The following is a 24,737-nucleotide window of genomic DNA, read 5'->3' as shown; positions in this document are numbered from 1 at the left end:
GCAAAACATGATGAACCTTGCCGAATATCGCCGCACCGCCGCTCGTCTCGCCGATTACCTGCCTTGGGTCGCCTTGGTCGGACAGGGCGCCGTGCTCAACAAGGACGGCTCGTTCCAGCGCACAGCGAAATTCCGGGGGCCGGATCTCGACAGCGCCGTCGCCGCCGAGCTGGTCGCCGTCGCCGGCCGCCTCAATAACGCCTTCCGTCGTCTCGGCTCTGGCTGGGCGATCTTCGTCGAGGCGCAGCGCCATGAAGCCTCGACCTACCCCGAGAGCCGTTTTCCCGATCCGGCCTCGGCTTTGCTTGATGCCGAGCGCAAGGCCGCCTTCGAGGAGGCCGACGCGCATTACATCTCCAGCTATTTCCTGACCTTCGCCTTCCTGCCCCCGGCGGAAGAAGCTGCACGCACCGAAACCTGGCTCTACGAAGGGCGAGACCGTACCGGCGTCGATCCGCACGAGGTTCTGCGCGGCTTCATCGACCGTACCGATCGCGTGCTGGCGCTGCTTGATGGCTTCATGCCGGAATGCGCCTGGCTCGATGACGCCGAAACGCTGACCTATCTGCATTCGACCGTCTCGACCAACCGGCATCGCGTTCGCGTTCCGGAAACCCCGATCTATCTCGACGCGCTGCTCGCCGACCAGCCGCTCACCGGCGGGCTTGAGCCGCGTCTCGGCAACGCGCATCTGCGCATCCTCACGATCGTCGGCTTCCCGACCGCGACCACTCCAGGAATCCTCGACGATCTCAACCGCCTGGCCTTTCCCTACCGCTGGTCGACACGGGCGATCCTGCTCGACAAGACCGACGCCACCAAACTGCTCACCAAGATCAGGCGGCAATGGTTCGCCAAGCGCAAGTCGATCGGCGCGATCATCAAGGAGGTGATGACCAACGAGGCCTCGGCCCTCGTCGACACCGACGCCGCCAACAAGGCCGCCGATGCCGATATGGCGCTTCAGGAGCTGGGCGCCGATTATGCCGGACAGGCCTATGTGACGGCGACTATCGCGGTTTGGGACGCCGATCCCCGCATCGCCGACGAAAAGCTTCGCCTCGTCGAGAAGGTCATTCAGGGCCGCGACTTCACGGCAATGGCCGAGACCATCAATGCGGTGGATGCCTGGCTCGGCTCCTTGCCGGGCCATGTGTACGCCAATGTCCGGCAACCGCCGATCTCCACGCTCAATCTCGCCCACATGATCCCGCTTTCAGCGGTGTGGGCGGGGCCGGAACGGGATGAGCACTTCGGGTCGCCCCCCTTGCTTTACGGCAAGACCGAGGGAAGCACCCCGTTCCGGTTTTCCCTTCATGTCGGCGACGTCGGCCATACCCTCGTTGTGGGGCCGACCGGCGCCGGCAAATCCGTGCTGCTCGCCCTCATGGCCTTGCAGTTCCGGCGCTATGAGAATTCCCAGGTCTTCGCCTTCGATTTCGGCGGCTCGATCCGAGCAGCGGCACTCGCCATGGGTGGCGACTGGCACGATCTCGGCGGTGACCTGACCGAAGGTTCGGACGTCTCCGTCTCCCTCCAGCCGCTCGCGCGCATCCATGACGTACCCGAGCGCGCCTGGGCGGCCGACTGGCTCGTCGCCATCCTGATGCGCGAAGGCATCCAGATCACGCCGGAGGTGAAGGAACATCTCTGGTCGGCGCTGACTTCGCTCGCTTCCGCGCCGGTCGAGGAACGGACCATCACCGGCCTCTGCGTCCTCCTCCAGTCCAACGATCTGAAGCAGGCGCTGCGTTCTTATTGCGTCGGCGGCCCTTATGGCCGGCTGCTCGACGCCGAGACCGAGCATCTTGGTCACAGTTCGGTGCAGGCATTCGAGATCGAGGGCCTTGTCGGCACGGGTTCCGCACCGGCCGTGCTCGCCTATCTCTTCCATCGCATCGGTGATCGCCTCGACGGCTCGCCCACGCTGCTCATCATTGACGAGGGATGGCTGGCGCTGGACGACGAAGGGTTCGCCGGCCAGCTCCGTGAATGGCTGAAGACGCTGCGCAAGAAGAACGCCAGCGTCATCTTCGCTACCCAGTCGCTCAGCGACATCGATGGATCAGCGATCGCGCCGGCCATCATCGAAAGCTGCCCGACACGGCTTCTGCTACCGAACGAGCGCGCCATCGAGCCGCAGATCACCGCGATCTATCGCCGCTTCGGTCTCAACGACCGGCAGATCGAGATCCTCGCGCGGGCGACGCCCAAGCGCGACTATTACTGTCAGTCGCGGCGTGGCAATCGCCTGTTCGAGCTAGGGCTGTCCGAAGTCGGCCTCGCCCTCACCGCCGCATCCTCGAAGTCCGATCAGGCGGCAATCGCCCGCATCTGCGCCGAGCACGGCCCAGAGGGCTTTCTCGACGCCTGGCTGCGCCTGCGCGGCGTCGATTGGGCGGCCGATCTGATCCCCGATCTCTCCAACCTCACCCCCCAGGCCACCAAGGAGGCTAAGTCATGACTATCCATCGTTCCCGTACGCGAGCGGTTTTGCTCGCCGCCACCATGCTGGCGGCTCCGCTGGCGCTATCGCCGATCCTCACCGCACCTGCCTACGCGCAGTTCGGTTTCGGCCGGATCGTTTTCGACCCCTCCAACTACGCCGAAAACGTGCTCACGGCCGCGCGCACGCTGGAGCAGATCAACAATCAGATCACCTCGCTCCAGAACGAGGCCCAGATGCTGATCAACCAGGCGCGCAATCTTGCGAGCCTGCCGCATTCCTCGCTCCAGCAAATCCAGCAGAGCGTCCAGCGAACGCAGCAGCTTCTCGGCCAGGCCCAGAACATCGCTTTCGACGTTCAGCGCATCGACCAGATCTTTCAGCAACAATACGGCAACGTCTCACTGTCGACGACCGATCAGCAGCTCGTCGCCGACGCACGCTCGCGCTGGCAAAACACCGTCGGCGGATTGCAGGATGCCATGCGCGTCCAAGCCGGCGTGGTTGGCAACATCGACACGAACCGTGCCGAGATGTCGGCGCTGGTGGGCCAGAGCCAGGGCGCGACGGGTGCACTTCAAGCGACGCAGGCCGGCAACCAGCTCCTCGCCCTGCAATCCCAGCAGCTCTCCGACCTGATCGCGCTGATGTCAGCAAACGGCCGCGCCGGTGCGCTCACGGAAGCCGAACGCGCTGCTGCGGCCGAACAGGGGCGCGAACAGCGGCGCCGCTTCCTGACGCCCGGCTCCGGCTACCAGCCGGGCAACGCGCAGATGTTCAACAACGGCAACTGACAAAGCGGGAGGGGGCCATGGACGGCAAGATGCTGGCCCGGCTGGGCGCGGTCGTTTTCGTCGCCATCGCGATCACCGCGACGGCGATCGAAATGACCCGCAAAGAAGAAGCTCCGAGAACGGAGCCGGTGCGCCTGACGGAGCCCGTGCGCGATCCGCTGCGCGAGGCGCAGCGCCAGTGCCAGCAGCTTGGACAGACCGCGGCCAGCGACCCCGACTGCATGCGCGTCTGGGCCGAAACCCGTGACCGCTTCCTCGGCCGCCCTCCCGCGCCCGCCGTGCCACCCGTGAACGAGGGACAGTAATCATGGGCGGCACCGGCGTCATAGATACATTCCTCGGCACCTTCACCCGTTACATCGACTCAGGCTTCGGCCTGCTCGGCGGCGAGGTCGCCTTCATCGCCACCACGCTGATCGTCATCGATGTGACGCTCGCAGCTCTCTTCTGGTCCTGGGGCGCTGACGACGACATCATCGCGCGCCTCGTGAAGAAAACGCTGTTCGTCGGCGTCTTCGCCTACATCATCGGCAACTGGAACAATCTGGCCAATATTGTCTTCGACAGCTTTGCCGGCCTCGGCCTGAAAGGCTCCGGCACCAGCTTTACCGTTCAGGACCTTCTGCGTCCCGGCAAGGTCGCACAGACCGGCCTCGACGCCGCGCGTCCATTGCTGGAATCCATTTCCGATCTCATGGGCTGGATCGCCTTCTTCGAGAACTTCATCCAGATCGCCTGCCTGCTCTTCGCCTGGGCGCTCGTCCTGCTCGCCTTCTTCATCCTGGCCGTGCAGCTCTTCGTAACGCTCATAGAATTCAAGCTCACGACGCTCGCCGGTTTCGTGCTGATCCCCTTTGGCCTCTTCGGCAAGACCGCCTTCATGGCCGAGCGCGTGCTGGGCAATGTCGTCTCCTCTGGCATCAAGGTGCTGGTGCTCGCCGTCATCATCGGCATCGGCTCGACCCTGTTCTCGCAGTTCACGGCAGGTTTCGGTGGCCAGACACCCTCCATCGATGACGCCATGGCTGTCGTTCTGGCGGCGCTTTCCCTGCTCGGTCTTGGCATCTTCGGACCCGGCATCGCCAGCGGCCTCGTCTCAGGCGGACCGCAACTGGGCGCCGGCGCTGCTGTCGGGACCGGCCTCGCGGTCGGTGGCGCCGCACTTGCCGCCGGCGGGGCTGCCAGTCTTGCCGTGAAGGGAGGAGGAGCGGCTCTTTCCGGTGGTGCTGCCGCTGTTCGCGGTGGCGCGGCCGCAGCGGGCGCTGCTTCGTCAGCCTACAGCCTTGGCTCGCTGGGTCAGTCCGGCGCCGTTGGCGTCGCATCCGGTCTCGGCGGTGTCGCGCGCGCCGCAGGATCTGCCGCCGTATCGCCGCTCAAGCGCGCAGCCTCAAAAGCCGGCGAAAGCGTCAAATCGAGCTTCTCCGATGGCGCAAAGGCCGGCTTCGGCGTGACCGGCGGTTCCTCGACCATGGGAACCATTGGCGGCGGAGATGCCGCCGAGGCCGCCACCAGTACGCAGCGCGACGGTGCTCCCGACTGGGCAAAGCGCATGAAACGCAGCCAGGCCCTCAGCCACGGCGTTTCCGCCGCCGGCCACGCGGTCCGCTCCGGCGACAGCCATGGCGGCGGCTCCTCCGTCAACCTTTCTGAAAGTGATCGCTCATGAGCCTCTTCAAGAGACCCGCAACCCACTACGGCAAGACGCCGGAACCCGAAACACCCTACCAGAAAGCCGCGCAGATCTGGGACGAACGCATCGGATCGGCCCGCGTGCAGGCCAAGAACTGGCGTTACATGGCCTTCGGCAGCCTGATCCTGTCCGCAGGATTTGCCGCCGCTCTGGTATGGCAATCGGCCACAGGGACGGTCGTTCCATGGGTGGTGCAGGTCGACAATCTCGGCCAGGCGCAGACGGTTGCACCAGCTTCCGCCGACTACCAGCCGACCGACCCACAGGTCGCCTGGCATCTCGCGCGCTTCATCGAGCAGACGCGCTCGATCCCGGCCGATCCCATCATCGTGCGTCAGAACTGGCTCAGGGCCTATGAATGGACCACCGATCGTGGCGCGGCGGCGCTCAATGACCATGCCCGCGCCAATGATCCGTTCACGCGCGTTGGCCGTCAGCAGATCGCCGTGGAGGTGTCGAGTGTCATCCGCGCATCGCCCGACTCGTTCCGCGTCGCCTGGACCGAGCGCCATTACGAAAACGGCCAGCTCTCCCGAACAGAACGGTGGACCGCTATCCTGACCATTGTGATCCAGACGCCGCGCGACGCGGAGCGTCTGCGCGCCAATCCGCTGGGCATCTACGTCAATGCGATCAACTGGTCGCGGGAGATGAGCCAATGAGCCCCGCGATGATCAGCAAAGCCGCGTTTCAGGGTTTCCGTAAACCCGCCTTGGCGATTGTCCTGCTTTCCGCGACCATGCTGGCCGGCTGCGCGACCAATCGGCCGCCCCAGATCAGCTATGATGCCGATGTCCCGCCACTCCCGGCCGTGCCGGCTATCGTAACCGATCAGGCGCCCCGTCCCTTGCACGTGCCGCCGGCCTGGACGCCGGCGCGCGGAGGCACCGCTGCCAGTACCCCAGAAGGGCGTGTCGAGAACGCCAACGCCGCCGCCCGCGTACAGCCGCGCCGTGAAGGCTATTTCAACTCAATTCAGATCTACCCCTGGAGCGAAGGCGCCCTTTATCAGGTCTACGCCGCGCCCGGTCAGATCACCAACATTGCGCTCGAACCCGGAGAAAGCCTCACCGGCGCCGGGCCCATCGCCGCAGGAGACACCGCACGATGGATCATCGGCGACACCGAAAGCGGCAGCGGTGCGACGCGTCGCGTCCATATCCTCGTCAAACCCAGCCGCGCCGACATCACGACCAATCTCGTTATTACGACCGACCGCCGCGTCTACATGATCGAGCTGCGGTCTGGCGAAGCGCCCTACATGCCCGCAGTCGCCTGGGCCTACCCCCAGCCACCAGCAAGCCAACGCCAAAGCGTTCCGGCCACCCCTGTCATTCCCGTCGCTTCGGCGCGCAACTATCGTTACGGCTTGACGGGCGACACGCCGCCCTGGCGGCCGGTCTCCGTTTATGACGATGGTCGCCGGGTCTATGTCGAATTCCCGCGCGGCATCGTCCAAGGCGAAATGCCGCCGCTCTTTGTCATTGGATCGGATGGCGAACCTCAGATCGTCAACAGCCGCATCTACCAGAACATCCTGATCGTCGATCGTCTCTTCGGCGCGGCCGAACTTCGCCTCGGTGGCGGCAATCGCCAGCAGACCGTCAGGATTGTCCGTACCGACGGGAGACCCGCGTCATGAGCAATCACGAAGACAATAAAGAGGACCGCGAAGATGGCGCTCCGCTCACCGGCGCTCCTGCCGATTCCGTATCCACCATGCGGCTGCGCGCCGACGCGCCGCGCGTCACCCGGCTGTCCCGCAAGGTGCTGGCCAGCGTCGGCCTCGTCGCCAGTATCGGTATCGGCGGCGCACTGATCTACGCTCTCCAGACCCGCGACGGCGGTACGGGAAACGAAGAGCTCTATTCCACGGATAACCGGGCGACCGCCGATGGGCTTGCCGGCTTGCCGCGCGACTATACCGGCCCCGTGCTCGGCCCGCCGCTGCCCGGTGACCTTGGCGGTCCCATACTTGACGCCCAAAACCGCGGTCAGCCGGTCGTGCCGCCAACGATGGCGACACCCCAGGTCGATCCCGAGGAGCAACGCCGCCTTGCCGAGGAGGAAGCCGCACGCACAAGCCGCGTCTTTTTCCAGTCCGGGCCGGGAGCGGGAGGAGCCGCAGGAGGGTCTCCGGGCAGCGCCGGTCCAAATCTCGCCGGCCTCGGCCTGCCGGGACAGACAGGAACGCCGACGGCTCAGGATCGGCAGAATGCCTTCCTCAACGCCGGTGTCGATCGCCGCACCGTCGCCTCGGATCGTGTCATGGCTCCCGCGTCGCCATATGTGCTTCAGGCCGGCGCAGTCATCTCCGCCGCGCTCATCACCGGCATCCGCTCCGATCTGCCCGGCCAGATCACTGCGCAGGTCACCGAGCATATCTATGACAGCCCGACTGGCCGAATCCTTCTCGTACCCCAGGGCACCCGCATTATCGGCGAATACAGCAACGATGTCGGCTTCGGACAGCGCCGCGTGCTGCTGGTCTGGAACCGCCTGATCCTGCCGAACGGCCGCTCGATCGTGCTCGAACGCCAGCCTGGCGCTGACACGCAAGGCTATGCCGGCCTCGAAGACGGCGTGGATTATCACTGGTGGGATATCGCCAAGGCCGCCGGTCTCTCGACCCTTCTCGCCGTCGGCACGGAACTGGCCGTCGATGACGAGGACCGCCTGGTGAGCGCTATTCGCGATGGAGCCCAGGACACCATCAACGACGCCGGCCAGCAGATCATCCGCCGTCAGTTGCAGGTCGCGCCGACGTTGACGATCCGGCCGGGGTTCCCGGTCCGCGTCATCGTCACCCGCGATCTCGTCCTCGAGCCTTACGGAGCTACCCAATGACAAAACTGAAGCTTGGCCCAATCATCGAGGATAAGTCGGTGAAGATAACGCTGGATCTACCCGGCGCTCTGCACCGCGACCTCAGTTCGTACGCAGAGGCGCTCGCCCGTGAATCCGGCCAGCCAGTCGACGACCCCAAGAAGCTCATTGTTCCGATGCTTGAACGGTTCATGGCAACCGACCGAGGGTTCGCCAAGGCGCGCCGAAATCGCGAATGAGCGAGATCCCGACTGCCGTCCGGCACGATCAGATGGACCGATGCAGACGCCCTCTAGCGCCTTTGGCCGCCAGACTCGACGCCAGCGAAAGAAAACGCCGAAGTGACGGGTTATCCCGGCCGGGCGCCCAAACCGCGCTGAACGGTACTATGTCTTCGTCCTCGACCAGAGGTCGGAGCATGAGCCGAGGGACGGAGACAGAGCGCCAGCCGGCCGACACAACGGTTATGCCTCGGCCGATCGCTACCATGTTCATCAAGGTTTCCTGGTTGCATGGCATGATTTTGACGGTGGGATACGTACTGTAATCCGCTAGTCGGCGAACGATATAATGGTGGACTTCGAGGCCAGGCGCGCATTTCGTCACCAGAAATTTCTGATCGCGAAGCCATGGCCATTCAATCGCTTCTCGTTCGGCCAAAGGATGGTCTGCCGATAGCGCTACATGAACCCGCTCCTGCCAGAGCTCAGCCGTCTCAAATCCCGCGATCGCACCACTGCCTGTGAAGAAAGCGATATCCAGTTGACGGGACCGTAGCGCGGCGATGTGCTCTATCCGTCCTCCATTCCTGATCTCTATGGCCACCTTTGGATGTAGAAGCGCATACTTTTCGATCAGCTCTCTAAGAAACCCGCCCGCAAGCGATGTGAGAACTCCAATACTCAAACTACCGTTTTCGCCGCGGCCGGCCGCTCCCGCAGTTCGCGTCGCCTGCATGATCAAGTCGATGGCTGGGCGGACGGTGGCGACAAATTGCTCTCCCGCATTTGTAAGGCGGATACCCGACGGGCAGCGCTCGAAAAACGAAACCCCCACCACATCCTCAACGCGCTGCACGCCTCGGCTCACGGTCGCCGGATACTGACCGAGGGCATCCGCAGCACGCCGAAAACTGCGATGCTCAGCCGCCGCTACGACAAACTGGAGCGAACTCAAATCAAAAGGGATCTTCGTGGGCCCTGGAGGAGAAGTTGGGTCCTCACAGTGCAAATTCTCCTCATCCATCCGCTCGCCTCAATCAATCGGCGGAGGAAGTGATAATTGCCTCAAGATCAATACGTTATGGCAACTACAGAACTGGCATGATGCTGGGATGGTCAGCCCGGCCAATCCCATCCCAGAAATGCATTCAGCCTCTACGACTTCTGCAGCCGCACGTACGAGACCCCTCATCCCGGCTGCTCAACCAAAATAGAATAAGCGGCATGCTCTGACTTGGCGCCGCGCAAGATTTTCATGACCTGCTCATCGCGCATCCTACGGGCAACTGCTGCGAGTATCTTCAGATACTCGTTACTGCTTTCGGGGGACGACAGAAGCAAAAAGACAACGTCGACCGGAAGGTCGTCCACTGCCTCGAAATCGATCGGCTTCTTCAGCACCATCAGCGCCGCAAAGGATGTCTCGAGCCCCGGAACTGGCGCATGAGGCATGGCGACCCCATGTCCGATGCCCGTCGACCCAAGCCGCTCCCGGCCTAGCAGAGCTGTGAGTATCGATTCCTCGGTTAGGCCCGTCCGAGCGGCCGCATGTGCAGCCAGCTTCTTGATCAAGACGGCTTTTGTCGAGATTGATAGATCAAGGATCACGTCCTCTGGTGCGATAGCAGATGACAAGTTCATAGGGATACTCACGTTAAGTCGCCCGCCCGTAGACGAGCGCGCGCAGTCACTGCTCCGGCTCACGGAGGCGGTAACCGACACCTGTTTCAGTCAGGATATATTGCGGCTGATCGGGTGTGGCCTCGATCTTCTGCCGCAACTGGCGGACATAAACCCGCAGATATTGGACATCGGTAGCGCCGCCCCACACATGCTTCAGAATGTGCTGGTGCGTGATGACCTTGCCCGCGTGCTGCACGAGGACGCGCAGAATGTCGTATTCCTTGGGTGAGAGCTTCACCTCCTTGTCTGCGACCTTCACGATCCGCTTCACCAGGTCGACCGAGAGATCGCCGACCTGGAAAATCGGGCGTTCGCCCTGTTGCTGAAGCTTGTGCCTCAGCGCCACCCGAATGCGCGCCGCCAACTCGCGCATCCCGAATGGTTTGGTGAGATAATCGTCGGCGCCCAGTTCCAGCGCCTTTACGATGCCCATTTCATCGGTCCGGCTGGAGAGGACGACGATCGGCAGCTCGATGAGTTCGGCACGCCACCTCTCAAGAAGGTCATGGCCCGAGATGTCGGGCAGTCCAAGATCGAGCAGAATCAGATCGGGCTTCTCCTCGGCAATGAGCGCGACGGCTTCCTCGCCATTTGCGGCCTCGACCATGGCGTAGCCCTCGGCCGTCAGCCCAACGCGCAGGAGTTTCCTGATCGGCGGCTCGTCGTCGACGACGAGAATCTTGACTACGGACGTACTCATATCCTTCCTTCCAAAGTCGAGGGCTCCGGTCCGATCGGAAACCGCAGCGTGAAAATGGCGCCATGTCTGTCGGCCCGATTGGTTGCGAAAATCGTCCCGCCCATCGCCTCGACAAATCCCTTGCAGATAGACAGACCAAGCCCCGTCCCAGCCTGGACGTGGTCCTTCTTCCGGACGCGATAGAAGCTGTCGAAAATCCTTGCCAGATCGTCGGGCGGAATACCGGGCCCCTGATCGACGATTTGCAGCACAACTTGACTGTCTTCGGCCCATGCCCTGATCGAAATCAGCGAGCCAGGCGGCGCGTACTTGCGAGCATTATCGAGAAGATTGAAGAGCACCTGCTCGAACAGGACCGGATCGAGCCGGACCATCGGCAGATCGGACGGCACCGCAAGGTCGACCTTGTGGAGAGCCAGTATCTTCTCAGCTCGCCGCAGGGCGCTGCCGACACTATCGCCTATGAAAAGCGGCGTCAGCGAAACAGCCGCAGCGCCGGATTCCAGCCGCGTCATATCGAGAAGATTGGCGATGAAACGGTTGAGTCGCTCGGCCTCTTCGACGATCGTCGTCAGCAGTTCGACCCGTCCGGACTCCGTCAAGGAAGTCGTGTAATCCCGTAGCGCTCCCGCAGATCCGAGTATTGACGCTAGAGGTGTCTTGAGATCATGCGACAGCGACGTCAGCAGCGCAGATCGCAGCTTGTCTGCTTCGGCAGCCAGACGGGCGTTATCGACGTCCGCCACAAGCTGAATTCGTTCGATCGCTAGAGCCGCCTGATCGGCGAGCGAGTCGAAAAGTCGCTGTTCAACCGGCGTCAGAACCGGCCCCTGTTTGTCATTGTCCAGCCCAATGACGCCGACCTGCGTTCGGCCGGTTTTCAACGGCAGGTAAAGGCGCTTGGCGCCCGGCAGCGTATCCGCCCCGCGTCCTGCGGGCTTGTCATGCTCCCAGGCCCATTGGGCCGCGGCAATGTCGGCATCGTCCAGCGTGTCATCGGGCGGAAAACCCGCCTGGACCGCGATGCGGCCATTCTCCGGCAACAGGGCGACGACCCTGACCTGCAACATGGATGCGATCTGGTACACCGTTGCCCAAAGCACGTCGCCCAGCGTACCGGCACCGGCGAGTTTCTTGCTGAAGAGATACAGGCCCTCGGTCGTTTTGGCCCGCTGGCGCGCCGTCACGGCTTGCCGTTGAACCCGGCCCGCCAGATTGCTGGCGATAACTGCGACGCCGAGAAAAAATGCAAAGGCGACGACGCTTTCCGGATCGCCGATATCCAGCGTGTAGCGAGGTTCGAGGAAGAAGAAGTTAAAGACCAGCGCGCCGACCACGGATGCGAACAAAGCTGGCCAAAGGCCGCCGCCCATCGCCGAGGCCAGCACGGCCATCAGAAAGACGAGGGCGATGTTGCGTACATCCAAAAAGCGCGAAAGCGCCATTCCGATGCCCAACGCCATGGCGACGTAAAGCGAACTCCACAGATAGTGGCCGAAGTCGATACGTCGTTTGGGCCGCGCGCTGACTGTCGCTGGAGATCGCGTTTCCTCGCCATTGCCCGGCGAGATGACATGCACGCTGACATCCGTTTTAGCGCGGATCAGGTCATGCGAAACGGAGCCTACGAAAATCTCCCGCCACCTCGGCGAGGTCGGCATGCCGACGATGACGTGTGTGTAGTTGTTGGTGGATGCGTAGGTCAGAATTTCTTGCGCAACATTCTCGCCGGGTAAGGTGATCGCTTCGGCCCCGAGCTGTTCAGCGAGACGCAGGGCGCTGGCAATCTTGTCCTTATCCTGCTCAGAGAGTCGGGCATCCTTGCTCGTCTCGACGTGAACCGCAGCCCATGGCGCACGAAAGCGGTCCGCCTGACGGCGGCCATAGCGGACAAGCGCCATCGCTCCGGGGCGTTCGTTGATGCAAACCAAGACGCGTTCGCCGGCCGACCACGGCCCGGCGATCGCATGCGCCTGCATATGAGTGACCAACTGGTCATCGACCCGTTGCGCTGTGCGCCGCAGCGCTAACTCACGAAGGGCCGTCAGGTTGCTCGGCGAAAAGTAGTTCTGTGTCGCGCGCTTGGCTGTCTTGGGCAGGTAGACCTTGCCCTCGTTCAAGCGCTTGATCAGGTCGCCCGGCGTGATGTCGATGATCTCTATGTCGTCAGCGCGGTCGATGATGGAGTCCGGAACGGTCTCCCGCACCCGGATCCGTGTGATCTGGGCCACAACGTCGTTGAGGCTCTCGACGTGTTGGATGTTGAGCGTGCTGTAGACGTCTATGCCGTTGGCAAGCAGTTCCTCGACATCGAGATAGCGCTTGGGGTGGCGACTGCCGGGGGCGTTGGTATGGGCGAGTTCATCCACCAGAACGAGCGCCGGCTTACGCGCCAGGATCGCGTCAATGTCCATTTCATCGAGCACATGCCCTCGATAGGGCACCGTTCGGCGCGGAATGATCTCGAACCCTTCCACCAGAGCTTCGGTCTCGGCCCGCCCGTGGGTCTCGACAACCCCGATGACCACGTCGACGCCATCGGCCCGCTGAGCCCGGCCCGACATGAGCATCTCATATGTCTTGCCCACACCCGGCGCCGCCCCCAGAAAGATCTTGAGGTGGCCGCGCGTCTCACGCTGCGCGCTTTCCAGCAACGCATCGGGCGATGGTCGGCTCTGCTCTCGTATTGGGTCGTCAGACACTTATTGGCTCCAGATCAACGGTCAGGACGGCTATTATAGCCGTCCTGACATCTTCATTCAGCCTCTATTGGCGCCGTCGAGCGCCAGATTCAGCTTGAGAACATTGACCACGGGTTCGCCCAGGAAGCCGAGTATGCGCGGCTCGACGTGCTGATCGACCAGTGCGCGCACCGCGGCCTGATCGATGCCGCGCGCTCTGGCGACACGGCCCACCTGGAAGTAGGCGGCCTCAGGCGTAATATGGGGATCGAGGCCACTACCAGAGGCCGTAACAAGGTCCATGGGGACCGCTGCGCCACCGTTCTCCGCGCGTGATGCCTCGGTATCCGCAGCGACACGATCGCGAAGCGCCTGGCTGGTGGGACCAAGATTGGAGCCGCTGGAGGCGCCAGCATCGTAGCCATCTGAACCGGCTGCAGAGGGACGGGGGTGGAAGTAACGCTCGCTGGCAAAATTCTGGCCGATCAGTTCGGAGCCTATGACCACGCCTTCACGTTCGATCAGGCTCCCATTTGCCTGTTGGGGAAAAATAGCTTGCGCGATACCGGTCACGGTAAGGGGGTAGATGAGTCCGGTAATGACGGTTAGTGCGACAATAAAGAAAATCGCGGGTCTGATTTGCTTGAGCATCGTTTCTGTCCTGAATGGTCCGCTGCTGGTAGATGTCGCTTCGCGGATTGTGTCTCTGGTGACCGCTTTCGACTAAACGAGGCCAGCGGCTGTGATGGCCATGTCAATGAGCTTGATGCCGGCGAAGGGCACGAGAATGCCGCCCAGTCCGTAAATCAGAAGATTCCGGGACAGCAGCGACCCGGCTCCGATCGCTCGATATTTCACGCCTTTCAGCGACAGCGGGATCAGCGCCACGATGATGAGGGCATTGAAGATGATCGCGGACAGGATAGCACTCTGCGGCGAAGCTAGGCCCATGATGTTGAGCGCACCAAGCTGCGGATAGAACGCCAGGAACATCGCCGGGATGATCGCGAAGTACTTCGCGATATCGTTGGCGATCGAGAAGGTCGTCAGCGCGCCGCGGGTCATCAGCAGTTGCTTGCCGATTTCCACGATCTCGATCAGCTTGGTCGGATCGCTGTCGAGATCCACCATATTGCCGGCCTCGCGGGCTGCGACCGTGCCGGTGTTCATGGCCACACCCACATCCGCCTGGGCAAGCGCCGGAGCGTCGTTGGTGCCGTCGCCGCACATGGCGACCAGCTTGCCCTTGGCCTGTTCCTCGCGGATCAGCGCCAGCTTGTTCTCCGGCGTCGCCTGCGCCAGGAAGTCATCGACCCCAGCCTCGGCGGCGATAGCAGCCGCGGTCATCGGATTGTCGCCGGTGATCATCACCGTACGAATGCCCATGCGGCGCAGCTCGGCAAAGCGCTCCTTGATGCCGCCCTTGACGATGTCCTTGAGATAGATGACGCCGAGGAGGCGGCCATCCTTCACCACGGCGAGCGGCGTGCCGCCTGCCTTAGCGATCTCGTCGGCGATGCCCTGGAGCTCACGGACGCTTTCAGCGGAAGCACGCGGGCTGCCGGTCGCGACCGTGGCGAGTTCCACATGCTTCAAGACCGCATCGACCGCGCCTTTACGGACTGACGAGCCCTCCAGGTCGACACCGCTCATACGGGTCTGCGCTGTGAACGGGACGAAAGTCGCGTTCAGGCTGGCCATGTCGCGTGCGCGAATGCCGTATTTTTCCTTGGCGAGCACGACGATCGAACGACCTTCCGGCGTTTCGTCGGCAAGCGAAGCAAGCTGAGCTGCATCGGCGAGCTCCTTTTCAGTGACGCCCCGGATCGGCCGGAACTCGCTCGCCTGACGGTTGCCGAGCGTGATCGTGCCGGTCTTGTCGAGTAGCAGCGTGTCGACGTCGCCGGCGGCTTCAACGGCACGGCCGGACATGGCGAGTACATTGAAGCGGACCAGCCGGTCCATACCGGCAATGCCGATGGCCGACAGCAGCGCGCCAATGGTCGTCGGAATCAGCGTGACGAACAGGGCGACCAGAACGATGATGGGAACATACCCACCCGCATAGGTCGCGAAGCTCGGGATGGTCACCACGGCCAATACGAAGATCAACGTCATCCCTGCAAGCAGGATGTTGAGCGCGATCTCGTTCGGCGTCTTCTGGCGTTCGGCGCCTTCGACCAGAGCGATCATCTTGTCGATGAAGGTCGAGCCGGCCGCAGCCGTGATCCGGACCTTGATCCAGTCGGAAAGGACCTGGGTGCCACCAGTGACGGCAGAGCGATCCCCGCCAGACTCGCGGATGACCGGAGCTGACTCGCCCGTAATCGCCGCTTCGTTCACCGAGGCCACACCCTCGATGACTTCGCCATCAGAGGGGATGATGTCGCCCGGTTCGACGAGAACAACGTCACCGACCTTTAGCGTGGCGCCCGGCACCATTTTGTAGTCGGAGCCGCCGTTCGAGAGCAGCTTGGCCTGGGTCTCCGTGCGGGTACGCCGAAGCGATTCAGCCTGCGCCTTGCCGCGCCCTTCGGCCACGGCCTCTGCGAAATTGGCAAACAGCACGGTGAACCATAGCCACAACACGATCTGCAGAGAGAAGCCGACGCTTTCGGCTCCTGTAGCAATGTCCTTGAGTAGAAGCACCGTCGTCAGGACCGACACGACGGCGACGACGAACATGACCGGGTTTTTAGCGAGGCTTTTCGGATTCAGTTTCCGAAACGCATCCCCTATGGCCGGAACGAGTATGCGAGCGTCCAGCATGCTCGCGGATTTGGACTGGTTCATAAGAAACTCCAGCGAGTTTGTTCTTGGGGGCCAACCACTCGGTCACGCCGCCGCGAGCAATTCAGTGATAAGTTTGGCGAGGAGCACCACGCCCCCCAAAGCCAGTGTCATGCCGAGAATGATCGTCGATGCTCTAAGCGGTCTGGCCGCCCCTCGCTCCTGAAACAAGGAGCGAGGGTTCACGACAAACCGGATCGATCTCAGCCATTTGGCCGTCATCGCGGTTCTCAGAAAGTCTGGCCCGCCAACATGGCGAAGTGCTCGACGATCGGACCCAGCGCCAAGGCAGGGAAGAACGTCAGGCCGCCGACGATCAGGATCACGCCCACCAGAAGACCGACAAACAGAGGCCCGGTCGTAGGTAGGGTGCCGCTGGACTCGGGAACCGTTTTCTTGGCGGCCAAGGAGCCAGCGATAGCCAGCGCCGGAACGATCACCATGAAGCGTCCCATCAACATCGCCAGGCCAATGGTGATGTTGTACCAGGGCGTGTTGGCGGAAAGACCTGCAAAGGCCGATCCATTGTTCGCGGTGCCGGAAGTGTAGGCGTAAAGGACCTCGGAGAATCCGTGTGGACCTGCGTTCGCCATCGAGGCCACGCCCGTGTCGAGCACTACGGCAATCGCGGTGAAACCAAGTATCGAAAGAGGCAGGCACAAGACGGCCAGCATGGCCATCTTCACTTCCTTCGCCTCAATCTTCTTGCCGAGATACTCGGGTGTACGCCCGACCATGAGCCCTGCAACGAAGATCGCGACGACGACGAACAGGATGATGCCGTAGAAACCTGCGCCGACACCGCCAATAATGATCTCGCCGAGCATCATGTTGATGATCGGGATCATCCCGCCCAGCGGCATAAAGCTGTCGTGCATGGCTATGACCGCGCCGCACGACGCAGCGGTCGTAACGACTGCAAAGAGCGCCGACGTGACGATACCGAAACGGGTTTCCTTTCCTTCCATGTTGCCGCCCTCAAGGCCAAGCGAATGGAGAATCGGATTGCCGGCAGCCTCGGCCCAATAGGTAATTGCGACACCGGCGAGGAACAGGACGCCCATGGCGGTGAAGATAGCCCAGCCTTTCTTCTCACTGCCGACCATGCGACCAAACACGTTGGTCAGAGCAGCGCCGATAGCAAAGATCGAGACCATGTGGATGAGGTTGGTGAAGGCATTCGGGTTTTCGAACGGGTGCGAAGCGTTGACGTTGAAGAAGCCGCCGCCGTTCGTTCCCAGATGCTTGATCATCATCTGCGACGCGACCGGACCCTGAGCGATGGTTTGCTGCGCGCCCTCGACGGTTGTTGCGATGGTGTATGGGTTGAGGTTCTGCGGAACGCCCTGCCAGACCAGAACCAGGCTGCCGACAAAGCAGATCGGCAACAAGACGTAGAGCGTGATGCGGGTTAGATCGACCCAGAAATTGCCCACCGTTTTGCCGGATGCCCGAGAGAACCCGCGGATCAACGCGACCGCAATCGCAATGCCTGTCGCTGCCGACACGAAGTTCTGCACGGTAAGCCCCGCCATCTGGGTCAAATAGCTCATGGTGGTTTCGCCGCCATAGCCCTGCCAGTTGGTATTGGTCATGAAGCTGACAGCGGTATTGAAAGCGCTGGTCGGCTCAATCGCTCCCAGTCCCTGAGGGTTGAACGGCAACCCTCCCTGGAGGCGTTGAACGAGGTAGAGAACCGTGAAGCCCGCGAGGTTGAAGAGCAGCATGGCCAGCGCATAGGTCGTCCAATGCTGCTCCTCTTTCTCATTCGTTCCAGCGACACGGTACAGTCCCCGTTCGAGTGGCCCCATAATGGCCGAAAGGATTGTACGCTCGCCGTTCAAGACGCGGGTGAGATAGCCGCCGAGCGGCTTCACCAGCGCGATGATGATCCCGGCAAAGACCAGGATCTGTATCCATCCATTTATTGTCATCGGTGGTTTCTTTCCGAGCTACTATCTTGATCAGAACCGCTCGGGACGAGCGAGGGCATAGAGCAGATAGCCAGTCACAAAGACCGCAACGGCTGCTCCGAGGAAGTATTCTAAGATCATGATTGATTTCTCCCGGTCAGAGCTTTTCGCAAATTCTGATGTATCCAAACATCAGAGCGAAAAATCCAACACCTATTGCCAGCACAATAACGTCCATTGCTTTCGCCTCCGGCGCCGAAGTTGATACGAATGGCCAGCCAAGACGGAAAACCTGGCAAGCCACAGCTATAATTCTTCCAGCGCTCCCGTGCGTAGGCGCGGGTGCCGGAGGAGGAATTTGGCGGGAATATGGACGCGAACCGCATATAGGTTCGAGAGAGGGCAAGGCCCCAAGAAATATGAATCTAATAGTAATTTCGGCCCAGGATATAAAAAATCCATAGGATCTAGTCGATATCTAGTCGTGAACCGTCGCTGACCAAAAAGTTAGCCCGCCGACTCAGCCCAGTCGGCGGGCTTTGCATCCTTCGTTTCGAGACGCTGTTATTGAAGCCTGATTGGCCCGCTAACGCGACACCATCGGGTGAGCAATGCGGGGCAACGCGGCCCCCGTCGGCTAAGCGGCAGCGCGGTGCCCAAACAGTGGATCAAGGCTCAGGCGCTGGTTGTCGCTCATGCAGATCACGGCGCCTGGCACATTGTTGCTTTCCTGGCGGGCGAAATGAATCGCTGCATCCTTGCTGACGAAGCAGCCGCCGACGAGGTTGCGCTCATCGCGGACGGTCCAGCATCCTCGTTTGTCCTGCCCGACAAAGAAATGATTCAGAGGTTGAGGAGGCTCTTTCGGTTGAATGGCGCTTGCCATGGTGGATGATCCTGATTGTTCGTTGAAGACGGAGCTGTGGGCGTCGTGGCGCGTTAGCCGGACAGTGAGGTCACCATGGCGACAGCCGCGATCACGACCGCCATCACGGCTCCGAGCCGCAGGAACATTCCGACATCCGCCATCGGCTCATCCGAGCGCACGATGGCCTTGACCTCGCCATCCGCTTGACGAGCGCCCGGCTTGTTCAGTTGTTGCATTGCATAGAAATAGTAGCCACGAGGGTACATCGCAAAGATCCTTTCTTGGTATCGGCAGGCGCTCCAATTTGTTGAGTCAGAGACTATCTTTGCCGATACGTTGAATTTAGCGATCTCGGTATTTGTTCTCCATTTTACGGAAAGCTGAATTCCATAGTATTTTCATTGGAGAACACAGCATCGTCATGCTGTTGGTATAGGGGAAGCCTGCCTAGGCCGAGAGGGGGCGAGAGACCGCTCGGCGACCAGAGAGGTATCGATCGTCAGAGCGTCGATATCGGCCATAGCAGCGCGAATTCTCTCTGCCGTACTTTCGCTCACTTCCACCAATGGTAGTCGGACAGCAGGAGAATAGCCTCGCGCGCAGTGCAACGCGAGCTTGACCGGGCATGGATTGGTTTCAAGCTCCAGCGCCTCGAACAACGGGTAGAGATGGGCGTTGATCCGCCGAGCTTCGAGGTAATCACCACGTCGTACCGCGCCGATCATCGCCGCGGTCAGCATCGGAGCGACGTTCGAAACGACCGAAATCGCGCCATCGCCGCCAGTCGTCATGAAAGCCAGCATCGATCGATCATGTCCGGAAAGTTGGGTGAAACGATCGCCAAAGCGGAGGGCCATCGTGCTTACCCGCGTCGGATCTCCGCTTGCGTCCTTGATGCCGACAAGACCGGCCAGGTGCGCAAGGCGGTCAAGCGTTTCGATCCTGATATCGACGGCCGTCCGGGAAGGCACGTTATAGATGATGATCGGCAGCTCCGCGGATTGCGCGACGCTTTCGAAATGCCGGAACAGGCCTTCCTGGCTCGGCCGACTATAGTAAGGCGTTACCACCAAAGCACCGTCTGCGCCAAGACGACCTGCCTCGTGGGTCAACTCCACGGTACGCCGGGTGTCGTTTGTCCCCGAGCCGGCGATCACCGGCACACGGCCATTGGAGACCTCGACGCATAACCGGATCACCGCCGCCCATTCCGAATGAGACAGTGTCGGCGACTCGCCCGTGGTGCCGCACGCGACAAGGCCCCGCGCGCCCTGGTCAATCTGCCAGTTGGCAAGCTCGGCCAAAGCCTCAAAATCGATAGCTTCGCCTTTATATGGGGTGACAAGTGCGGTCATCAGACCGCCGAATAGCGGAGGGTCGCCATTGGGCCTCATGCTGCCTCTTCTCCACCTTTCGAGAGTTCTTTTGGGCGGCGCTGGCGACGATCGAGGGAGCCCAGCAAGGCGATCAGCATGGCAGCCGCCAGATCGTCGTGTCGGCCCATGCACCTGCGCAAATTACCTCGGTCGTTCCACGCCACGCGACAGCACCAACGATCTCCCGAGCGGCCCATCGACCAGGGGCGCCGTGTTGGCTGCAGATGAGTTCCAAGTTCGATAACCGTTTCAAGCAAGGCATCTGCTTCGAGCAGATCACGGAGCCTGCGGTACCGTCGAAACTGCGGCTGGTCTTCGCGCTCCTCGATAATCCTCACAGCCAGCCAGATGTGGTGTTCCTTGAGAACTCGAGCCATCGCCAATTGAGTCCTCAGGCTTGCCAGCGCATTCAGAGGACTTTCGCCCAAACCAAGTCTTGGGTCGTCGGGTTGGAAAGCGGGAGCAGCAGGGCGTGTCATCATGCCGCTCTCAGAAAAACTATGGCTACGACCTGCACCGCGGCACAGCTCGCAGCAAACATCAGGAGCAGGTATTCTGATCTACGGCGTCGCTCGCGTTTGCTGAACTTCGGTTTCGACCGCCGCAATCTGGGGTGAGCGGGACGACCTGCAAATCTGCATTCAGCCGCCATTGCTGAGCACCAGATAGATGCTGGGGCCTGCGGCAGCAAAAACAGCGCAACCGGCGATTACCACCAGAACGATGATTTCCACACCGCAGCGGATGAGGTGACGGGAGACTTGGCGCTTGCTTAGTACAGCCTGACTCAATTTTCGCCCTCACGTGTGTCAACCTGGCGCGGTTCGCGCCGTCGACTGAGGTTCATCATCTCCTGGCAGAAGCGGCCGTCTGACAGCTGCAGATAGAGACGATAGCAGCCGTAACTCTCGCCTATCAGCCTTGCTGCACCGACCGCATCATTGCGCGTGGGGTGGCACCATTCGGAGTCTTCGCCTTCAAGATGCACAGTCCAGCGATCATCATAGTTCCGATAGACCCAGAGAACGGGCAGGACCGGATACACAGTCGCTGCGGCCTGAGGCGCCTCCAGTTTCGAGTTGATCTGTTCCAAACCCATATTTCACCTACGCAAGCAGAGCGTTTGCGGAGCCGATGGCTCCGCATTTCCGCCCGCGCCCGTCCTAGAAAAGCACCCCAGTCTCGAACATCCCGCGAACCTGGTCGCGCTTGTCGAAATTGGACCCAAAGCCATAGCCCTCGGCGACCCGATCAATGCGGGTGTACGAGAGCTCTGTGCGCGCGAAGAAGATCCCGCGCTGGTAGGTCGGCGTCACTGTCAGCGACCATGCCCTGCTTTTCGGCCCGTAAAGCAGATTGGTGGGGGCGCAGTCTGTGGCGACGCCGCAATCTCCTCCGCTTGAAGCGATATACTCGGCGCGTCCAGCGATCGAGAAATTCTCATTGATGGCATATCGAGCCAGCAGCGCTCCGCCGAATGTTTCCGCCGAGCGGTCGATCCCGATGTCCCTGTCCGAGCGGACCGTTGTGTATTGCAGGTAGGGCTGGAGCGTCAGCGGGCCGTCGGCATAGGTGTAGATCACATTGAAGATGCTGCTGTTGTTCTGCGCCAGAGGCGTCGCCGCGCCGGTCTTGCCGGACTCTGCAAAATTGCCTGCGGCGACCAGCGTGATCGTGCTCGACGGCGTCGCCGCATAAGACAACAGACCGGATACCCAGTTGTAATCCCCTGAGTAGAAACCATCGTTGACCGACACCGAGGCGTTGAGCGGTCCATTGCCATAGTTCACCTGCACACCGCGGCTGATGGCCGGCTCCTGATTCCAGAGCAGGCCGCGCGCGATATTCATATTCTGGAACGTGAAGGTCGATTCCGCGCCGATCAACGTCGGCAGCAAACCCGCCTGCACCGAGAAATTCGGTGACAGCTCGAGCTTGCCATAGGCAACTGGCACGGGCCCGTACAACTGATCGGTGACGTCGGTTGCGCGGGTATAGGCCGAGCCCAAAGAAGGCAGCGAGTAGACACCGCCCTGGACGAAGAACGTCAAGGGCGCCCCGGTTGTCTGCACCTGAATTTGGGCATTGCCGATATCGACGAGGGGATCCGTCGTTCGGGGATCGACGCCAGGAATGCCGTTCATCTGCGCATTACCGATGCCTGTGAGCTGGCCGGTGATATGAAGGCGACCAAACATGCCCGCATCCGTACTCATCGGATCGAAGTTCGGGCGCAGAGGGCCACCAAAGCTCGGAGCACTCAGGGGTTCAGCCGCTGACTGGCCAAGACCCATCACCGAACCGGCCATGATCGCGACCGCACCAACTGCGCCCCGGCAAAGCGTCCTCCGACGCTCAGACCGCGGTCTTGTTGAACGACCGGCCTCGGCTGTGGCCGTAGCGGCGGGTGCGAGGGACGGTTTAAGCGGCTTCATACCTTCAGATCCTTCCGGTTTGGCGGGACCCTCAAGCTAAATAGAGCCGTATATTATTTCGACGGGAGCTCAGCCGCGCTGCGATAGTATTTTCATAAGAAAAAGCCCTGACAAAAATATACGTACTCATATAGCCGGATTTTTATTTGACTGATCACGACTTTGCGCCCTCTCTCGCACGGGAGTGTGCTTCTATGATTGACCAGAACCTCGATTATCTCGCTAACTTGCTTTGCCAAAACCGTCGGCAGGGAATTACCTCAGGCATCCCGTTCGATCTGCTTCGAAGCGAGGATGACGCCTGGGTGGTGCAGTCAGCAGCAATCTCAGCCTTCGCCAATGACGCGGTAGGCTACGCCCTGATAGGCACTTGCCCCGCCATCCGCGGCACGCTTGGCCTTACCAGTCCCATCTACTGCCCGATCCCTGTGGGATCAGTTCTTCAGGACTCCCACGGGCCGTTTCGGCTTCCCCAAGGCTTCATCGGGGCACAATGCGAAATCGTCTTCACGATAGGAGGCCCCCTGGGCGCTGACCATTGGCCCATCACCCGCGATCAGTTTTGCAAGGCAGTCCTGAGCTACCAACCCGCTATTGGTCTTGTTGGGCGACGTGGTCACCTGACTGGGCAACCACACCTGGCCGCGATCGCTGACTACGCGTTTCATGTTTCGACGATCGTCGACAAATATCATGAGCCAACAGGCCTGGAGGCCATGGACAGAATCGACATGCGAGCGTCGATCAACAACGTTCCAGTGTTTCAGTCGGCATCGGGAGAGGGGCTGGTTGATCCGATTAACTCTGCGCTCTGGCTCGTGAATGACCTGATCGCCAGAGGCAATTATCTCAGCGCCGGCGATATCGTAGCAACCGGATCGATCATCCCGATGCTGCTGCAAATTCTTCCCGGTCAGGAACTGAAGATCGAGTTGTCAGGCGTTGGCGACGCAGCCGCACGATTTCTTTGAACCAAGAGATGCAGCCGATTACACCGTCGCCTGATGACCACTGAAAATATAGAGGCCTAGTGCGGTCGCTGCCAACCAGAGTGCTTCATCCCAGTAGGTGAAGCTGGTCTTGCCGAACCGCTCGCCACGATGAATGGCGTACGCGACGGCCATTACGCCGTATATGCCGATCCACAATGAGAAGCTCGCGAGAAAATTCTCGCTCTTCAGAATATGAGCGATTGCCGCGGCGACCACCAGCTTGATGCCGTAGCGCCCAATATGCTCTCGCGACTGCTCGTCTAACCGCATGACGCGCCGGGATCGTTAGTCAGATCAGGCCGAAGACGAGCGTCAGCCGGTAGCCAACGTACCCGACGCCGATCGCCGTGATTGCCAGGATAAGCAGCAAGCCAAGCCCGCCGCTATTTGGCTCCTTCTGAGAGCGCGGCGACCTATTCTGCTCTTTTTTACCCCGATCATTTCCAGTCATCCCCGACGAGCGCTCCCTTTGCGCTCCAGCGCGCAGCCATTTCTAGGATGCAGCTGCATAGGAATTCGAGAGGGACGACCTTCAAGCTATATAGCCGGTTTTTATTTGCGGACGCTCGAAATGCGCTATTTCTGGGTGCGTAGGCGTATCGTCTGCTGGATAGTGCCGGCGATAACGTCCGTAGTGATGTGTCGGCGCAGACTGTACTGACACTTGACCAGAAGTCTCCAGACAAGTGTCTTTTATCTAAGGGAACTTCAAGCACTCGCTCCGCCGCCGCGACTGGAACGAAGTATTAGCCCGCTCTTGTCCACTTTGCTACAACCTCGGCGAAGGGAGATGTCGTTACATCCGGCCCTTCTTCATCTCCCAAGCGCTTGGGCCGACGATGCACGCAAATGACTGTGAGGTAGTGTGTGGTCCCATCGTGGCGGGCTGCGATCCGGTCGCCTGGCGAGGGAAGTGGGAAGGTGATATGAATCCGTAGTCGCCCCAATCTTGCGGCGCCTCTCGGACTGCTCCTGGCGATTTGAAGTTAGGCTGCTTTTGATGGGGAGCGACCGCTCGACCCTGAGCCATTAAGAGGAAGATGGCGCACCCGACAGGATTCGAACCTGTGACCTTTGGCTTCGGAGGCCAACACTCTATCCAGCTGAGCTACGGGTGCATGCTCTATTTTGCCTAGCCCGAACGACCACTGAAGGTCAACGGATTCGGCCGACATCATCATCGCTTCGCCAACAGATCAACGCCGCATCTCAACCGTGCGCTACGTCATCCGTTTTCCCGCCACCGTTTCCTCTAAACTGCTTACGCGCTGCTTACGTGGAAATTTTCGCCATCTCGGTGGTTTGTGGCTCGGCTCTTAAAC

At 61.1% G+C, this 24,737-nt stretch carries 26 protein-coding genes and 1 tRNA gene; 9 read left to right on the top strand and 18 right to left on the bottom strand.

Annotated elements, in window-relative coordinates; translation table 11 throughout:
- Positions 1-7: 7 nt before the first annotated feature.
- Genes trbE through ACFO1V_RS01420 form a run of 8 tightly spaced genes read left to right on the top strand, consistent with a single transcriptional unit; the run spans position 8 to position 7,995 of the window.
- Positions 8-2,464, top strand: coding sequence for a conjugal transfer protein TrbE (trbE, locus tag ACFO1V_RS01455; RefSeq protein ID WP_374832032.1), 2,457 nt, complete (start codon positions 8-10; stop codon positions 2,462-2,464).
- Positions 2,461-3,240: a P-type conjugative transfer protein TrbJ gene (gene trbJ / locus ACFO1V_RS01450; RefSeq protein WP_374832034.1), complete on the top strand. Its 780-nt coding sequence runs from the start codon at positions 2,461-2,463 to the stop codon at positions 3,238-3,240. The genes trbE and trbJ overlap by 4 nt, the downstream gene beginning before the upstream one ends.
- A 17-nt stretch (positions 3,241-3,257) precedes the next feature.
- Entirely contained in the window at positions 3,258-3,545 is a 288-nt protein-coding gene (gene trbK-alt / locus ACFO1V_RS01445) for a putative entry exclusion protein TrbK-alt (RefSeq protein WP_374832036.1), read from the top strand.
- A 2-nt stretch (positions 3,546-3,547) separates the two neighbouring features.
- Positions 3,548-4,906: a P-type conjugative transfer protein TrbL gene (gene trbL / locus ACFO1V_RS01440; protein ID WP_374832038.1), complete on the top strand. Its 1,359-nt coding sequence runs from the start codon at positions 3,548-3,550 to the stop codon at positions 4,904-4,906.
- Complete coding sequence (trbF, locus tag ACFO1V_RS01435; protein ID WP_374832040.1) at positions 4,903-5,592, top strand: conjugal transfer protein TrbF; 690 nt, start codon at positions 4,903-4,905, stop codon at positions 5,590-5,592. Before trbL ends, trbF begins: the two co-directional genes overlap by 4 nt.
- 8 nt (positions 5,593-5,600) lie before the next feature.
- Entirely contained in the window at positions 5,601-6,572 is a 972-nt protein-coding gene (gene trbG, locus ACFO1V_RS01430; protein WP_374832042.1) for a P-type conjugative transfer protein TrbG, read from the top strand.
- Complete coding sequence (locus ACFO1V_RS01425; RefSeq protein ID WP_374832044.1) at positions 6,569-7,777, top strand: TraB/TrbI/VirB10 family type IV secretion system protein; 1,209 nt, start codon at positions 6,569-6,571, stop codon at positions 7,775-7,777. The genes trbG and ACFO1V_RS01425 overlap by 4 nt, the downstream gene beginning before the upstream one ends.
- Positions 7,774-7,995, top strand: a complete 222-nt coding sequence (locus tag ACFO1V_RS01420; protein ID WP_374832046.1) for a DUF2274 domain-containing protein — start codon at positions 7,774-7,776, stop codon at positions 7,993-7,995. The genes ACFO1V_RS01425 and ACFO1V_RS01420 overlap by 4 nt, the downstream gene beginning before the upstream one ends.
- 28 nt (positions 7,996-8,023) lie before the next feature.
- Here the strand turns inward: ACFO1V_RS01420 and ACFO1V_RS01415 are convergent, their stop codons facing one another.
- From ACFO1V_RS01415 to ACFO1V_RS01345, 15 genes are all read right to left on the bottom strand, one after another.
- A complete protein-coding gene (locus tag ACFO1V_RS01415; protein WP_374832048.1) occupies positions 8,024-9,001 on the bottom strand; it encodes a LysR family transcriptional regulator in 978 nt (325 codons plus the stop codon).
- A gap of 164 nt (positions 9,002-9,165) precedes the next feature.
- Positions 9,166-9,618 carry a PTS sugar transporter subunit IIA gene (locus tag ACFO1V_RS01410; RefSeq protein WP_374832050.1) on the bottom strand — a complete coding sequence of 151 codons (453 nt, stop codon included), beginning with the start codon at positions 9,616-9,618 and terminating at the stop codon, positions 9,166-9,168.
- Between the two features lie 46 nt (positions 9,619-9,664).
- A complete protein-coding gene (locus ACFO1V_RS01405) occupies positions 9,665-10,360 on the bottom strand; it encodes a response regulator transcription factor (RefSeq protein WP_374832052.1) in 696 nt (231 codons plus the stop codon).
- A complete protein-coding gene (locus ACFO1V_RS01400; RefSeq protein WP_374832054.1) occupies positions 10,357-13,062 on the bottom strand; it encodes a DUF4118 domain-containing protein in 2,706 nt (901 codons plus the stop codon). The genes ACFO1V_RS01405 and ACFO1V_RS01400 overlap by 4 nt, the downstream gene beginning before the upstream one ends.
- A gap of 57 nt (positions 13,063-13,119) precedes the next feature.
- Positions 13,120-13,692, bottom strand: a complete 573-nt coding sequence (kdpC, locus tag ACFO1V_RS01395) for a potassium-transporting ATPase subunit KdpC (RefSeq protein ID WP_374832056.1) — start codon at positions 13,690-13,692, stop codon at positions 13,120-13,122.
- 72 nt (positions 13,693-13,764) lie between these two features.
- On the bottom strand, positions 13,765-15,834 hold the full coding sequence (gene kdpB, locus ACFO1V_RS01390; protein ID WP_374832058.1) for a potassium-transporting ATPase subunit KdpB: 2,070 nt from the start codon (positions 15,832-15,834) through the stop codon (positions 13,765-13,767).
- Positions 15,835-16,061: 227 nt separating this feature from the next.
- Entirely contained in the window at positions 16,062-17,765 is a 1,704-nt protein-coding gene (gene kdpA, locus ACFO1V_RS01385) for a potassium-transporting ATPase subunit KdpA (protein ID WP_374832060.1), read from the bottom strand.
- Positions 17,766-17,795: 30 nt separating this feature from the next.
- Positions 17,796-17,885: a K(+)-transporting ATPase subunit F gene (kdpF, locus tag ACFO1V_RS01380; protein WP_067179871.1), complete on the bottom strand. Its 90-nt coding sequence runs from the start codon at positions 17,883-17,885 to the stop codon at positions 17,796-17,798.
- Between the two features lie 496 nt (positions 17,886-18,381).
- Positions 18,382-18,630, bottom strand: coding sequence for a hypothetical protein (locus ACFO1V_RS01375; RefSeq protein WP_374832063.1), 249 nt, complete (start codon positions 18,628-18,630; stop codon positions 18,382-18,384).
- Positions 18,631-18,683: 53 nt separating this feature from the next.
- Entirely contained in the window at positions 18,684-18,878 is a 195-nt protein-coding gene (locus ACFO1V_RS01370) for a hypothetical protein (protein ID WP_374832065.1), read from the bottom strand.
- Positions 18,879-19,031: 153 nt separating this feature from the next.
- Positions 19,032-19,967, bottom strand: coding sequence for a 4-hydroxy-tetrahydrodipicolinate synthase (dapA, locus tag ACFO1V_RS01365; RefSeq protein ID WP_374832067.1), 936 nt, complete (start codon positions 19,965-19,967; stop codon positions 19,032-19,034).
- Positions 19,968-20,002: 35 nt separating this feature from the next.
- The gene (locus ACFO1V_RS01360; protein WP_374832069.1) at positions 20,003-20,365 is read right to left on the bottom strand and encodes a hypothetical protein; all 363 of its coding nucleotides are present in this window, start codon (positions 20,363-20,365) and stop codon (positions 20,003-20,005) included.
- Between the two features lie 264 nt (positions 20,366-20,629).
- Positions 20,630-20,779: a hypothetical protein gene (locus tag ACFO1V_RS01355; RefSeq protein ID WP_374832071.1), complete on the bottom strand. Its 150-nt coding sequence runs from the start codon at positions 20,777-20,779 to the stop codon at positions 20,630-20,632.
- Positions 20,776-21,087 carry a hypothetical protein gene (locus ACFO1V_RS01350; protein WP_374832073.1) on the bottom strand — a complete coding sequence of 104 codons (312 nt, stop codon included), beginning with the start codon at positions 21,085-21,087 and terminating at the stop codon, positions 20,776-20,778. The genes ACFO1V_RS01355 and ACFO1V_RS01350 overlap by 4 nt, the downstream gene beginning before the upstream one ends.
- Before the next feature lie 64 nt (positions 21,088-21,151).
- Entirely contained in the window at positions 21,152-22,297 is a 1,146-nt protein-coding gene (locus ACFO1V_RS01345; protein ID WP_374832075.1) for a porin, read from the bottom strand.
- A gap of 320 nt (positions 22,298-22,617) precedes the next feature.
- On the opposite strand from ACFO1V_RS01345, the gene ACFO1V_RS01340 reads away from it, so the two are divergent.
- The gene (locus ACFO1V_RS01340) at positions 22,618-23,394 is read left to right on the top strand and encodes a 2-keto-4-pentenoate hydratase (RefSeq protein ID WP_374832077.1); all 777 of its coding nucleotides are present in this window, start codon (positions 22,618-22,620) and stop codon (positions 23,392-23,394) included.
- 18 nt (positions 23,395-23,412) lie between these two features.
- Here the strand turns inward: ACFO1V_RS01340 and ACFO1V_RS01335 are convergent, their stop codons facing one another.
- The 3 genes from ACFO1V_RS01335 to ACFO1V_RS01325 form a co-directional block, all read right to left on the bottom strand.
- Positions 23,413-23,685: a hypothetical protein gene (locus tag ACFO1V_RS01335; protein WP_225082483.1), complete on the bottom strand. Its 273-nt coding sequence runs from the start codon at positions 23,683-23,685 to the stop codon at positions 23,413-23,415.
- Between the two features lie 19 nt (positions 23,686-23,704).
- Positions 23,705-23,866, bottom strand: coding sequence for a hypothetical protein (locus ACFO1V_RS01330; protein ID WP_374832080.1), 162 nt, complete (start codon positions 23,864-23,866; stop codon positions 23,705-23,707).
- A gap of 590 nt (positions 23,867-24,456) precedes the next feature.
- Positions 24,457-24,533: transfer RNA gene (locus ACFO1V_RS01325), tRNA-Arg, on the bottom strand.
- Positions 24,534-24,737 lie beyond the last annotated feature (204 nt).

It is taken from the genome of Daeguia caeni (genome assembly GCF_042653845.1).
Lineage (GTDB): Bacteria > Pseudomonadota > Alphaproteobacteria > Rhizobiales > Rhizobiaceae > Brucella > Brucella caeni.
This window is presented reverse-complemented; position numbering and strand designations above follow the sequence as displayed.